Below are 12,232 nucleotides of genomic sequence, written 5' to 3' on the forward strand. Positions count from 1 at the left end.
AGTGGCGAGGGAATAATCGACTCGTCCGAACTGTTCTGTACTTTAGAAATAGACTATTAATAAGGAGAATGTATGGCGGAACGCAGCCTGCGCGGTATGAGTATCGGAGCCAAGTCTCTCGAATCCGATGAAAATGTTGATTTTGCAGCAAGAACTGATGTGGTGTACGTATGCCCGAAAGGCCATCGTACGATCCTTCCGTTTGCCGAAGGCGCCGAAGTTCCCGCCGAATGGGAATGCCGTTGCGGTGAGGTCGCCAAGCGCGAAGACGCCGATCCTGACGAAGTCGACGAAATCAAGAAGCCGACTCGTACTCATTGGGACATGCTCATGGAACGTCGTACCGAAGACGAGCTTAAGGAACTGCTTGACAAGCGTTTGAAGATGCATCGTGAAGGTTGGTTCCCGGATTACGAGTAAGTTTACATCGGCTCGCTAAATTTTTGGAATGAATCGGTGGCTGCTTGATTGTTCAGGTGGTTGCCGATTTTTGTTTGGGAATTTGTGGGTTTCGTCTCTTAGAATCGCGCTGAGAGAACCTTGGTTGTCGTAAAGCGGATAAATAACTCCAGAATAGTTGTCACAAACGGACGTAAGTACCAAAGTTAATGAATATCCGATAATGTACGTTATGTCAGATTTCGAGGAAATCTTGACATAACGTCGTCACGTTATATACCCTAACTTTGTTTGGCTTACATAACGTGACGCCCCTACAACTGCACGAGGAAATCTTGACATAACGTCGTCACGTTATATACCCAAACTTCGTTTGGCTAACATAACGTGACCCCCTACAACTGCACATGGTGACGTTTGGTGAGAACCTCGTCAATGATGCTGCGTTGGGCTTGCTTGGCTTGTAGATACATCAGGACCAGTTCGGCCACGAAGAAAATGCCGAGAACGACGGCGGACGGGATGCCCAGCATGGCGTAGACATGGCGGGTGGTGGCGTGGATTTGGGTGTAAAGCAATTTGTATACGCCATAAGGTGCACAACATAAAAACATGGAAACGATTTGCATGATGATGACTGACCATTGAACGGTTTCGACCTTGCGATGGTCGGTCTTCTTGCGCAGGGCACCGTTGACCAGACAGATAGCGCAGATTCCCAAGGCCCATAACAGGGCGAAGACCCACAAGAATCCAGGAAGTATAGCAGCCATGTGTTCAAACCCTTTGCGCTGGTATCCAATCGATATTTTCGAAAAAGTCTAGGTGTTCAAAACCCGAATATTTAAATATCGAATAATAATTTATGATTAATAGCTTGTAGCATAAATATCCGAATATGAAATCAATGTTCCGCAGCCCGTTCAAGACGTTGGTTTTTCAATTTTTGGCGCATTCGTTCAGCTGCAATGTCATCGATAGGCAATGTCGGCAACGTTGAAACGGATGAATCGGCAGACGTGATGTCGACGTGTTTCTCCTGCTCAAGCTGTGTTTCGACCTGATGCCACAACTTCCCCACCGAAACCGCGAAAACGGCCGTTCCCTGATCAATCAGCTTGAGCACTTCGTCGCCATTCTCGCATTCCTTGACATCCTGGCCATCACAGATGATGGTCATGTGCTCCAATTGCGCCGTTTGGTGACGCGAAAGGAAACCGATGGCGGCAGTGACGTTCTGCAGGTTGACGCCGGTATCCAGCAGTTTCTTTGATACTGCCAGAATCAGGACATCCTTGAACGAATACAGCCTTCTTGAACCTGAGCCGTGGGAAGGCGTAATCGAGGGAACCACAATCTGTTTGCGGGCCCAATAATCAAGCTGACGGTAGGTGATGCCGGCGACCTTGGAAGCAACGGTTCCGCGATAACCTCGGGTGGCTGCCTCATCAGTTGATTCGGAGAACAGCTCCCCCTGCACCAAGTCGGCGGAACTTGCTCGTTGAGTTTTGGAGTTTTTGCCAAGAGAGGAAGAACGAGATGAAGCCCTAGCTATCGTTGTCACTTTGTTTGCGACATCCATGGCAATTCCCTTTCTTCCTCACGAGTTTCGATTCAGAGCAAAAGCCTTACCTGGCAACCACAGCGGAGGGCGAGAAGAACACCAGACGGAACTTTCCGATCATGATTTCGTCTCCGTTATGCAATGTTGCGCGGTCGACGCGCTGACGATTGACATATGTCCCGTTCAGACTTCCCGCGTCGGCAACTTCGAAGCTGTTGCCTTTACGACGGAAGACCGCATGTGCACGGGAAACTGTGGAATCGTCCAAGAGGATGTCGGCATGAGGGTCGCGTCCGACACTCACTTCGTCCTCGTCGAGAAGATAGCGTGAACCGGACACCGCTCCCCTGGTCGAAATCAGCAATGCCGAACCCGGCGACAATTTGGTAATCGTGTCCAGATCGTCTTGGGTCAACGGACGGTCACCTGCAGAGGTGGCAGGGATATTGACAGCAGGCAGACCGATGATGGTCGTTTCACCTGCACTTGGAATCGGATTAGTCATATTTTCATTCTACCGTTTTCGCGTACTGATACGGCCCGACATCGCGTGTCTCGCTGATATCTACACTTTCGCTGGATGTTACAGTGACGTCAGCACCGAATTTCACCTTGAATCTGGAACCGACTCCCCCTGCAATGTTGACTGCGTTCGCCAGGTTCTGCGGATCACCGATGGCCTTGACCTTGTATGGTGTCTTCAACATTTGGCCATCGCATTCCAGACCTTTTTTGGTGTCTGAGATATAGGTCGAAGTCACCACACGCACGTTGTCCAATGCCATGACCTCGACACCTGCGTTGCGTAACTCTTCGAGCAACTGGAACATGGTGGCAGCGTCGATGCGTTCCTTGCTGCCTTGGGTGATCGTGATGATGACACCCTTGCCCTCGGCGGGCAGGCGGCCGGAAAGGATGCCGCTGGTGTCTTCATTCTCCTCGGCGATGCGCTGGGCCTCTTGCTGCTTGTTGGCTGCGGCCTTCAACGAGTTGAGCTGGCCGGTCAGCTCGGTTTTGCGCTGTTGCAGGTTCTGAACCTGGGTGCTGGTCTCGCTGATGAGTCTGGTAAGCTCCTCTTCGCTCATCGTCTCGTAGCTGGACGTTTTGTTGTTGAGCTGGATGGCGTAGCCGAAACCGAGGAGAGCGCATAACAGGACGATCAGCAAGCTGGTCATAAGCCGGGTGGCGATGCCGCCCCCAATTTTTCTCGGCTTTTTACGAACCAAGGGGAAGGAGCCGGTATCGGTACGGTCATTTTCCCGATCCTGGGCATGCTGGACGTGCATGCGGTTGAGAATGTTATGAGTTTTTTTGTCTGCCATTACGAATCAGCCTTTGAAGATGAACCTGCGGATGGCGGAGACGTTGGAGAAGATTCGTATGCCGAGCACAACGATGACGGCGGTTTGCAGCTGGGATCCGACGCCAAGCTGGTTGCCTAGCAGTACGAGCAGTGTGGCGGTCAGGACGTTGGAGATGAAGGATATGACGAACACCTTGTCGGAGAAGGAACGTTCGAAGTAAGCCCTTGCAGCGCCGAGCAAGGCATCGAGAGCCGCCACCACCATAATGGGCAGGTATGGCTGCAATACTATGGGGATATCCGGCTTCACGAAGATGCCGATGATGACCCCGATGATCAGACCGAGCACTGCTGCCATCATTTGCTCCTTTTTGCTTCACTTACATTGGTGGTTTCCGCCGCCGCAAGCTTTAATGAATAGGTTCGCGATATCTGCGGATTGATGCCGGCCGCGTTCAGCGTACGGTACAGGTCCGGTTGCGATTTGCTGCTCATTTGCTGCGACAGGTCTTTCGGATTCCCAATCGCTTCTATCTTATAAGGACTTGTCACCTGATTCACCCCTATGAGAATTGTTTGTCCTGCGGTACGTACCGAAGTTGAAACTCCGATACGGTACCCGTTGATGGCAATTGCCTCGGCACCGGCCTTCCAAAGTTGGTTGACGATGTTTTGGAGATCCGCATCGGTGACTACACGAATATGACTCGTGCTGTTTTCCCGAGGAGCAGCTCCGTTCGTGGCACCGGATGCCACCGGATCCGCCAAAGTAAAGACGATTCCAGGCCCTTTGACCGGCAGTGCGCCGTTCGCCATTTCGTCCTGAGTCAGTGTTGAATCCGGGCCTGCATTCGGCATGGAATCGGATTGTTTCACGACTTTGGCATGCAAGTCGGTCACTTCGGTGGTGACTTTCTTGAGACTGGCGTTCTGCGCTTCCAACTCTGAGATGAGGCTTGCTCGTACCTGTTTGCGCGGGTCTGTATTGAGCTGACGGACGAAAACACTGCCAACAAAACCCACAGCAATGCAGATGATGAAGACAATGATACGGGTGAACCAAATGGAGAATTTCGAATGTGGTTTCTGCTGGGTAAGTCTGGCATCGGAAAACAGAGGATCCAGCGGGCGATTGGTCAGATCATCGATAAGCCGAAGACTATCGTCATCGACCTTGCGGCGATGACGGGAAGCAAGAGCCAAGGCATCATCTTCGCTGATGACATGCCAAGACCCGACATTTTGAACGCCTTTGGAGAACACCGCGCGTCGTTTGCTCGGTTGTTCGTCGATTTCAACGGAAAAGGACGCAGGTGTTCGTTCCGGTTTCATCATTTATTGTTCGATTTGCTCGAGTCACGACGAAGCAAGGTAACACCTTGGCGAATGTAGATATATCCCGCCAACCAATAAAGGATGATGCCCCAGATCCCTGCCGCCAAAGCAGCGAGATGAAGAATTTGCGTGAATGTGTTATTCCACAAATCTGCGAAAATCAGTGCGGCTATTGAAATCATCAACAACGCAGTTCCGGCTTTTCCGACGAAATGCACGGGCAAAGGCCCGTAATCGTGCTGGGCCAGAACGAAAATCAGCACCAACAGGATAAGGTCACGCAGACCTACTATGAAGAGCATCCACCACGGAATGATTCCCGCCAAACCAAGTGCAAGAATACTGCAAAATATCAGCAGTCTGTCGGCCACCGGGTCGAGAATCTGACCTATTTTGCTGACCTGATTCCATTTACGGGCGATAATTCCATCCAAACCGTCGCTTGCGGCGGAAACCGCAAGCACAACAAGTGCGGCAACCATCTTGTGCTGCGCAGTCAACCACGAAATAAAAGGTATCGATATGATACGCAGAAGACTGATGAGGTTCGGCACGGTGATGTAGATATCACGCGCGTCCGGACTGTAACGGTTGTTGGAATTGATTGGAAGTTTCATGAGTCAGGTTCAGATTCTTGAAGCTTGCAAAGCGGTGACGATGATGGCTCGCGCACCGACATCGTATAGTTGATCCATCGTTTGGTTCACCTTCTCGCGTTCAACCATGGCTCGAACAGCACACCACTGCTGGTCACGCAGCGGTGAAATCGTCGGGCTCTCCAAACCCGGTGTAAGCGCCACGGCAGCTGCGACTTTGCTGACAGGTACGTCATAGTCCATCATGACATATCGTCGGGCGGTAAGCACACCTTCGAGACGACGCTTGAAGATCAGCAGGCGTTTGTCGTTGTCGGCGATACGGGGGGAACGGATGAGAATGGCTTCCGAATGCAGAATAGGATCGCCGAAGATGCGAAGCCCGGCATTGCGCAGCGTGGTACCGGTGGACACCACATCGGCGATAAGATCGGCGACGCCGAGTTGAACCGATGATTCCACAGCCCCATCAAGATGGGTGATATCGGCGTGCAGACCGTGGGACGCAAGATAATCACCGACCAGCTTGTCGAACGAACTTGCGATTCGCTTGCCGTTGACGTCTTCAAGCTTGGTGATCGGCGAATCCTTGGGCGCTGCAAAGCGGAAGGTCGAAGCTCCAAAGCCGAGCGGAATGTCCTCACTGGCTTCCGTTTCGGTGTTCAGCAGCATGTCACGACCGGTAATGCCGAGATCGATGGCTCCTTGCCCGACATAGATGGCGATATCCAGGGGACGGAGGTAGAAAAGCTCAACTTGGTTGTCATGGTCTTCGACCACCAATTGGCGTGGTTGGGTACGCAGTTGGTATCCGGCTTCCTTCAAGAGACTCCATGCAGACTCCGAGAGCATGCCTTTGTTGGGTACAGCTATTCTCAGCATTTTCTTTCCTCCTTTACTTCTCTGTTTTCATTGCCATTCATCGATATGCAATGCCATCGGTTCTCTTTTAAAGGTTTTTATAAAGATCTTCAAGGCTGATGCCATGCTTGATCATCATGACCTGAATATGGTAGATGAGCTGGCTCATTTCTTCGGCAGTGCGGTCCGCGCCTTCGTATTCGGCGGCGATCCAGGTCTCCCCTGCCTCTTCGTTGATTTTCTTACCAATGAAATGTGTACCCTTGTCGAGCTCATCGACTGTCTTGGAACCTGCCGGACGGGTCTCGGCCTTTTCACTGAGTTCTTTGAACAGTGATTCGAATGTCTTCATCGTTATCTCTCCGTTGTTTTCCGCACTGCGTAGCGTGACGGGTGGTTATTCAGGCCTGATATGCGGCTTCTGCCTTGGCACGGATATCGTCAATCGCCTTGGCACGGTCGTCGGCCCCATAGACCGCTGAGCCCGCAACAAGCACATCGGCACCGGCCTTGGCCACGATGTCGGCCGTCTTGGGGCTCACGCCACCGTCGACCTGGATATGGGTGTTTAGGCCACGGCGTGTGATCTCGTCACGCAGGCGACGGACCTTGGCCATCTGATTGTCGAGGAACTTCTGGCCACCAAATCCGGGTTCGACCGTCATGATCAGAATCATGTCGAACTCTTCCAAGATATCGAAAATCGGTTCGACCGGTTCCGCAGGACGCACAGCGAAGCAGGCCTTGCATCCCATCTCATGGAGCTGACGTGCGAGACGCACCGGGGCATGGACGGCACCCATATGGAAGCTCACCGAAGCGGCTCCAAGCTTGGCGTATTCGGGAGCCCAGCGGTCGGGATCCTCAATCATCAGATGCACATCGACAGGCAAATCGGTCACCTCGCAGATGCGCTTGACGACAGGTTCGCCGAGAGTGAGATTCGGAACGAAATGATGATCCATCACATCGACGTGAACCAAATCGGCATGGTCGATGGCCTTAAGGTCACGTTCAAGATTGCAGAAATCCGCGGAAAGAATGCTTGGTGCGATTTGAATGGTCATAACTGTATATCCTATGCTGGGCGAACGACTTGAAAACGGCTTGTAATAAAGCCTGCGAGAATATTAGCCACCTTTTTAGACAACAGAATTTATGATGTCATAATAATGGTTTCGGCTATCGCGTTTTTTGATTGGCTTAGTTCTTTTCGGCCTTGTCTTTTTGCTTTTGGGCATCGGCTTCGGCCTGTTCCTCGACTTCCGTTAGTGTGCGAAGACGCTCGGAAAGGCTTATGGTCGAACTCCCCAACCGTTGAACGACGATAAAGGCCACCACTCCCAGCACGAAGACGACCATGGAAACCCAGACATTGACGCGCACACCGAGGATTTCATGTGCGAAATCGATACGCAACGCCTCGATCCAGGTCCGTCCGGCGGTGTACCACATGACGTAAATGGTGAACAGACTTCCGGCCTTGAGCCTGTTCATCGTCTTGTGGCCGATCCAGATGATGAGAGCCGCACCGATGAGGTTCCAGATCATTTCGTAAAGAAACGTGGGTTGGAAAAGGGTTCCTGTCGGGCAGGTCTCACCGTCGTAGCACTGCTCGGCGTGACCGATGGCCGAACCTGTCATATTGAGTTTCAGTCCCCAGGGGAGTGTTGTGGGAGCTCCGTAAAGCTCCTGATTGAACCAATTGCCAAGCCTGCCGACCGCCTGTGCCACAAGGAGTCCCGGAGCCACTGCGTCAGCGAGCAATGCCATCGGATAATGCTTGTGACGGCACCATGCCCAGGCCGCCAAGGCCCCGAAAAGCACTCCACCCCAGATACCGAGGCCACCGTTCCAGATACGCAGTATTTCCATCGGGTCGCCAGTTGGCCCAAAGAACCGTTCCGGTGTGGTTACCACATGATAGAGTCGTGCTCCGATGATGCCGGCAGGAACCGCACATAATGCGATGTCAAGAACCTGATCGAAATTGCCGCCGAGTTTCTTCCATCGCTTTTCACAGATCCATACGGCAAGTACAATGCCGGTAAGAATACACAGCGCATAAAAATGAATCTGAATCGGGCCGATCGACCAGTTGCCGATCTTCAGCTGCGGTATGACAACCTTTGAAATGGTTGGGGATGGAATATAAGCCAGGTTACGTCCTGCAAGCATATTCAGTGTCAATCCTTGTATCATGGCCCCTCAAAGCAACTTTCGTCAATATTGTCTCTGCCGGCCATCATACCCGAGGCCATAACCGCTGTGATTTGCAGAATTTCAACGGCAAACGTCGTAGGCAGCGTCTTCAGGCTTCCGCTCGCCGACGACGACGGGGACTTCCCCACCTTCGTCGAAGCAGGAACGTGCCCCCGTATGGCAAGCCGCACCCACCTGATCGACTTCAACGAGCAGCGCGTCGCCATCACAATCGAACGAGAGGCTTTTAACATACTGGACATGCCCTGAGGTGTCGCCTTTGCGCCAATATTCCTGACGTGAACGAGACCAGAAAGTCACGCGGCCGGTGGTCAATGTGCGACGCAGCGCTTCGTCGTTCATGTAGCCGACCATCAGTACCTGCTTGGAGTCGTACTGCTGGATGACCGCCGCCACAAGGCCTTTATCGTCTCGCTTCATGCGTGCCGCAAGTCGCGGATCCAACGTTTTGCTGTTGTCGTAAGTGATATCGTCGTTGTTCAACTTGTTCTTCAGTCTTTCTTGGTTTCTTTTTGCTACAGGTTACGATTGCGCTCTTATCGATGAGTTCCCAGCGCAACCCGTAGAATATTGAGTTATGTTATGTTTCAGTCAGTTTTATCGAACCGTCGCTGGCTCTCGCACTGTGATGCCGTGTTCCTTCATCGTCTGCTTGACTTGGGCGATGGTCATCTTGCCATAGTGGAACACGGAAGCTGCAAGTACCGCATCCGCGCCGGCCTCGACAGCCGGCGGAAAATCCTCGAGCTTGCCCGCGCCGCCGCTGGCAATCAGTGGGATACTGACTACCTTGCGCATGGCCTTAAGCATCTCGATGTCAAAGCCATCTCCCGTTCCGTCAGCATCCATCGAATTCAGTAGAATCTCGCCGACACCGAGTTCTTGGGCCCGCTGCGCCCACCACAGAGCGTCGATGCCGGTGGAGTGTCGCCCACCCATCGTAGTGACTTCGAAGCCAGACTTGGTGTGCTGCTCCCCTTTTTCACGTCTTGCGTCCACGGAAAGCACCAGAACTTGGTTGCCGAAACGTTCGGCGACTTGGCTGATGAGTTCAGGATTATTGATGGCTGCCGTGTTGACACTGACCTTATCGGCACCGCTGCGCAACAAGGCATCGACGTCACTGACCGTGCGGACTCCCCCGCCGACGGTCAGAGGAATAAAAATCTGGCCCGCTGTGCGCGTGACCACATCCATCATGGTCTGCCGATGACTACTGGAAGCGGTGACATCAAGGAATGTCAGCTCATCGGCGCCCTCGTCGTAATAGCGTCCGGCAAGTTCGACCGGGTCACCGGCATCGCGCAGGTTCTCGAAATGCACGCCTTTGACCACGCGCCCGTCGTCCACGTCCAGACAGGGAATCACTCGTACTGCCAATGACATAAAGCCACTCCTACTCAACCGTCAAATATCTCATTCAAGACTAATTCATCATCTGGAATTGAGAACATACCATCTCAAAACAGCGATTCCATTGATGCGAATCACAAGGCGTATCAAATTAGCAGTCTAGCGGAAATTCTTCAATATACGGAAAGATTTGAATTAGTAAACGTAACCGCGCTTCGCCTATGCCCGAGTGTTTTTCGCCGCCAGCTGGCCACAGGCTCCGTCAATATCGGAACCTCTGGTATCACGTAAGGTCGCTGTGATACCGGCACTGTGCAGGATATCAAGGAAGCGTTGCTCATCCTCGGGCTTCGAAGCAGTCCATTTCGAGCCTTCGATGGGATTGAGGGGTATCGGATTGACGTGTACCCAGTTGTCGCCATAATGGTTGAGCCGATGGGCCAGCTGACGAGCATGCTCGGCCTGATCGTTGATGCCACGCATGAGCGCGTATTCGATGCTGACACGGCGATGGCTAGCCAAGTAATAATCGTGTGCCACATCGAGCACCTGCTCGGAATTGAAACGCCGGTTCATCGGCACCAGTTCATCACGAAGCGTGTCGTTCGGTGCGTGAAGCGAAACGGCAAGACGCACCGGAATGCCTTCGTTCGTCAGTTTCTTGATGCCGGGAACCACGCCGACGGTGGAAACAGTGATGTTGCGTGCAGAAATGCCGAAGCCTTGAGGTGGCATGGCGCTGATCTGCCGAACGGCGAAAAGCACGGACTTGTAATTGCCCATAGGCTCGCCTTCGCCCATGAACACGACGTTGCTCAGACGGCCCGGGCCACCGGCGACTTGTCCGTTGGCCATCGCCTTGGCAGCGATGCGCACCTGCTCGAGGATTTCGGCTGTGGAAAGGTTACGCGTCAAGCCAAGCCCACCTGTGGCACAAAACGGGCAGCCCATGCCGCAGCCAACCTGGCTGGAGATGCACAGTGTGGCGCGGTTCGGATAGCGCATGAGCACGGATTCGATATGTGAACCATCGAAAAGCTCCCATAACGTTTTGATGGTGGTGCCGTTGTCGGCGACTTGATGGGTGACTTCAGTGATCAACGTCGGGAAGAACGCCTGCTGCGCCTGCTCACGTTTGGCAGCGGGAAAATCAGTAAATGTAGAGACGTCGCTGTTGAAATGTTCGAAATAATGGTTACCCAGCTGCTTGACCCTGAATTTTGGCATGCCGAGCTTTTTTGCCGTTTCGATGCGCTGTTCTTCGGTCATATCAGCGAAATGCAGCGGCGGCTTTCCACGGCGTGCATGGTTCTTGGCCAGCACATCACGAAAAGCTCCCCTCTCTCCCCCGGCGGTTACGCCGGATTCGACGGATTCGGTAGAGGGAGAAGAAGTACGTGCTGATTCGGAAAGTCCTGAATCGTCTTTTTCAATATCATTCATAATCATTGTCATTTAATAAGCCAGATGCTTTTATTAGTATCCGTAAAATGGAACCTTATCCATAAAAATAATTCGTATAAAAATCTAAAGTATGCGAAGCCTACATACCCGTCGCCCAAAGCAGCACAGTGAAGAACGGCGCACATAGCAGAATCGAATCGACGCGGTCGATAACCCCGCCATGGCCCTTCAAGAGGTGGCCCATGTCTTTCAAGCCCATGTCGCGCTTGAGCATCGAGGCACACAAATCGCCGAAAGTGCCGATGACGCCGACCATCACTCCGGTGAGAATCGGCACCCACCAGTGCGTCATCCAAAGGGTGGGATAAGTAATCGCGAAAATCACGAAGGCTCCGACCATAGCGAAAAGAATCGAACCGCAGAGGCCCTCGACGGATTTCTTAGGCGAAATGCGCGGTGAAAGCTTGTGCTTGCCAAGGAACGCACCGAAGAAAAGTCCACCTGTATCGGAAAGGGCTGGAAGAAAAATCAGCATGATGGCATGAGCCACCGGATGGCCGTTGAACGTCTCAGGAAGAATGATGCATGAAGCCAATACGAGGATATAAAGCACCAGAAATACTGATACCGCAACGTTGTCGATGCTGCTTTCACCAGTTCTGCTGTTGACAGCCGCAGAATCGGAGGCTTTCTCGATGTCCCGCGCGGCAGCAAGCTTGCCCTCGATTGCTCCGGCAAGCCGTTTGCCCACGTTATGACGGACGTTTGCGGCAATAGCCACTGCCAAAGCGGAAGTGGCGATGCCTACGCCAGCAGCCAATATGTGGTTTGGCACGTAATAGATGGATAAAAGCGTACCTGCACAGCACAGCCACAGCACAATCAGCGGAATATACAAATGAACAGTGGCGAACGAGACATGGAGTTCGCGCAGAGCCAGCACCAGGAAAACGGCGATCAACAGGATATAGAGGTCAATTTTTATGAGAAGGCAGGCGACGATGAGGGCGATGAGGAACACGGCTGTTGCAACGGCCTGGGGCATGTTGCGCCCGGTCTTCTTGTTGATGTCGTTGAGAGCGGCGCTCACTTCGTCGCCCGCCTCATGCCGTTGTTTGTCGCTCATTGCCATTCTCTTTCATGTCTGCCCGATAAGATTTCTCACGCGGTTTTCAAAAACATAATAATTTAAAG

Annotated in this window: 16 protein-coding genes; 1 reads left to right on the forward strand and 15 read right to left on the reverse strand. The window is 52.6% G+C overall.

Going from position 1 to position 12,232, the window contains the following annotated elements:
• Window positions 1-72: 72 nt before the first annotated feature.
• Window positions 73-420, forward strand: coding sequence for an RNA polymerase-binding protein RbpA (locus tag OZX70_RS04700; protein ID WP_277179406.1), 348 nt, complete (start codon window positions 73-75; stop codon window positions 418-420).
• Window positions 421-794: 374 nt separating this feature from the next.
• Here the strand turns inward: OZX70_RS04700 and OZX70_RS04705 are convergent, their stop codons facing one another.
• From OZX70_RS04705 to OZX70_RS04775, 15 genes are all read right to left on the reverse strand, one after another.
• A complete protein-coding gene (locus OZX70_RS04705; RefSeq protein ID WP_277179409.1) occupies window positions 795-1,172 on the reverse strand; it encodes a hypothetical protein in 378 nt (125 codons plus the stop codon).
• A gap of 131 nt (window positions 1,173-1,303) precedes the next feature.
• On the reverse strand, window positions 1,304-1,981 hold the full coding sequence (locus OZX70_RS04710) for a MerR family transcriptional regulator (RefSeq protein ID WP_277179415.1): 678 nt from the start codon (window positions 1,979-1,981) through the stop codon (window positions 1,304-1,306).
• Between the two features lie 46 nt (window positions 1,982-2,027).
• The gene (locus tag OZX70_RS04715; protein ID WP_277179417.1) at window positions 2,028-2,468 is read right to left on the reverse strand and encodes an FHA domain-containing protein; all 441 of its coding nucleotides are present in this window, start codon (window positions 2,466-2,468) and stop codon (window positions 2,028-2,030) included.
• Window positions 2,469-2,472: 4 nt separating this feature from the next.
• Window positions 2,473-3,285, reverse strand: coding sequence for a DUF881 domain-containing protein (locus OZX70_RS04720; RefSeq protein ID WP_277179420.1), 813 nt, complete (start codon window positions 3,283-3,285; stop codon window positions 2,473-2,475).
• A gap of 6 nt (window positions 3,286-3,291) precedes the next feature.
• Entirely contained in the window at window positions 3,292-3,624 is a 333-nt protein-coding gene (locus tag OZX70_RS04725) for a small basic family protein (protein WP_277144945.1), read from the reverse strand.
• Window positions 3,624-4,601 carry a DUF881 domain-containing protein gene (locus OZX70_RS04730; protein ID WP_277179423.1) on the reverse strand — a complete coding sequence of 326 codons (978 nt, stop codon included), beginning with the start codon at window positions 4,599-4,601 and terminating at the stop codon, window positions 3,624-3,626. The genes OZX70_RS04725 and OZX70_RS04730 overlap by 1 nt, the downstream gene beginning before the upstream one ends.
• Window positions 4,598-5,218, reverse strand: coding sequence for a CDP-alcohol phosphatidyltransferase family protein (locus tag OZX70_RS04735; RefSeq protein ID WP_277179426.1), 621 nt, complete (start codon window positions 5,216-5,218; stop codon window positions 4,598-4,600). Before OZX70_RS04735 ends, OZX70_RS04730 begins: the two co-directional genes overlap by 4 nt.
• A gap of 9 nt (window positions 5,219-5,227) precedes the next feature.
• Window positions 5,228-6,079: an ATP phosphoribosyltransferase gene (hisG, locus tag OZX70_RS04740; RefSeq protein ID WP_277179429.1), complete on the reverse strand. Its 852-nt coding sequence runs from the start codon at window positions 6,077-6,079 to the stop codon at window positions 5,228-5,230.
• Window positions 6,080-6,146: 67 nt separating this feature from the next.
• A complete protein-coding gene (locus tag OZX70_RS04745) occupies window positions 6,147-6,410 on the reverse strand; it encodes a phosphoribosyl-ATP diphosphatase (RefSeq protein WP_277179431.1) in 264 nt (87 codons plus the stop codon).
• A 49-nt stretch (window positions 6,411-6,459) separates the two neighbouring features.
• The gene (gene rpe / locus OZX70_RS04750; RefSeq protein WP_277179434.1) at window positions 6,460-7,125 is read right to left on the reverse strand and encodes a ribulose-phosphate 3-epimerase; all 666 of its coding nucleotides are present in this window, start codon (window positions 7,123-7,125) and stop codon (window positions 6,460-6,462) included.
• A 136-nt stretch (window positions 7,126-7,261) separates the two neighbouring features.
• Window positions 7,262-8,236: a prolipoprotein diacylglyceryl transferase gene (lgt, locus tag OZX70_RS04755; RefSeq protein WP_277179436.1), complete on the reverse strand. Its 975-nt coding sequence runs from the start codon at window positions 8,234-8,236 to the stop codon at window positions 7,262-7,264.
• A gap of 105 nt (window positions 8,237-8,341) precedes the next feature.
• Window positions 8,342-8,764 carry a phosphoribosyl-AMP cyclohydrolase gene (gene hisI, locus OZX70_RS04760; protein ID WP_277179438.1) on the reverse strand — a complete coding sequence of 141 codons (423 nt, stop codon included), beginning with the start codon at window positions 8,762-8,764 and terminating at the stop codon, window positions 8,342-8,344.
• A gap of 114 nt (window positions 8,765-8,878) precedes the next feature.
• Entirely contained in the window at window positions 8,879-9,667 is a 789-nt protein-coding gene (hisF, locus tag OZX70_RS04765; protein WP_277179440.1) for an imidazole glycerol phosphate synthase subunit HisF, read from the reverse strand.
• Window positions 9,668-9,853: 186 nt separating this feature from the next.
• A complete protein-coding gene (rlmN, locus tag OZX70_RS04770) occupies window positions 9,854-11,077 on the reverse strand; it encodes a 23S rRNA (adenine(2503)-C(2))-methyltransferase RlmN (RefSeq protein WP_277179442.1) in 1,224 nt (407 codons plus the stop codon).
• 100 nt (window positions 11,078-11,177) lie between these two features.
• Entirely contained in the window at window positions 11,178-12,170 is a 993-nt protein-coding gene (locus OZX70_RS04775) for a phosphatidate cytidylyltransferase (protein ID WP_277179445.1), read from the reverse strand.
• Between the last annotated feature and the right edge of the window lie 62 nt (window positions 12,171-12,232).

This window comes from Bifidobacterium sp. ESL0732 (assembly GCF_029395535.1).
Classification (GTDB): Bacteria; Actinomycetota; Actinomycetes; order Actinomycetales; family Bifidobacteriaceae; genus Bifidobacterium.

Excerpts from the sequence above, each read along its gene's own strand:
- hisF (WP_277179440.1), bottom strand. The coding sequence starts at position 9,667 with ATGTCATTGGCAGTACGAGTGATTCCCTGTCTGGACGTGGACGACGGG.
- OZX70_RS04700 (WP_277179406.1), top strand. The coding sequence starts at position 73 with ATGGCGGAACGCAGCCTGCGCGGTATGAGTATCGGAGCCAAGTCTCTC.
- OZX70_RS04775 (WP_277179445.1), bottom strand. The coding sequence starts at position 12,170 with ATGGCAATGAGCGACAAACAACGGCATGAGGCGGGCGACGAAGTGAGC.
- rpe (WP_277179434.1), bottom strand. The coding sequence starts at position 7,125 with ATGACCATTCAAATCGCACCAAGCATTCTTTCCGCGGATTTCTGCAAT.
- OZX70_RS04735 (WP_277179426.1), bottom strand. The coding sequence starts at position 5,218 with ATGAAACTTCCAATCAATTCCAACAACCGTTACAGTCCGGACGCGCGT.
- OZX70_RS04705 (WP_277179409.1), bottom strand. The coding sequence starts at position 1,172 with ATGGCTGCTATACTTCCTGGATTCTTGTGGGTCTTCGCCCTGTTATGG.
- hisG (WP_277179429.1), bottom strand. The coding sequence starts at position 6,079 with ATGCTGAGAATAGCTGTACCCAACAAAGGCATGCTCTCGGAGTCTGCA.
- OZX70_RS04710 (WP_277179415.1), bottom strand. The coding sequence starts at position 1,981 with ATGGATGTCGCAAACAAAGTGACAACGATAGCTAGGGCTTCATCTCGT.
- OZX70_RS04745 (WP_277179431.1), bottom strand. The coding sequence starts at position 6,410 with ATGAAGACATTCGAATCACTGTTCAAAGAACTCAGTGAAAAGGCCGAG.
- OZX70_RS04720 (WP_277179420.1), bottom strand. The coding sequence starts at position 3,285 with ATGGCAGACAAAAAAACTCATAACATTCTCAACCGCATGCACGTCCAG.
- OZX70_RS04725 (WP_277144945.1), bottom strand. The coding sequence starts at position 3,624 with ATGGCAGCAGTGCTCGGTCTGATCATCGGGGTCATCATCGGCATCTTC.
- lgt (WP_277179436.1), bottom strand. The coding sequence starts at position 8,236 with ATGCTTGCAGGACGTAACCTGGCTTATATTCCATCCCCAACCATTTCA.
- OZX70_RS04715 (WP_277179417.1), bottom strand. The coding sequence starts at position 2,468 with ATGACTAATCCGATTCCAAGTGCAGGTGAAACGACCATCATCGGTCTG.
- rlmN (WP_277179442.1), bottom strand. The coding sequence starts at position 11,077 with ATGAATGATATTGAAAAAGACGATTCAGGACTTTCCGAATCAGCACGT.
- OZX70_RS04730 (WP_277179423.1), bottom strand. The coding sequence starts at position 4,601 with ATGATGAAACCGGAACGAACACCTGCGTCCTTTTCCGTTGAAATCGAC.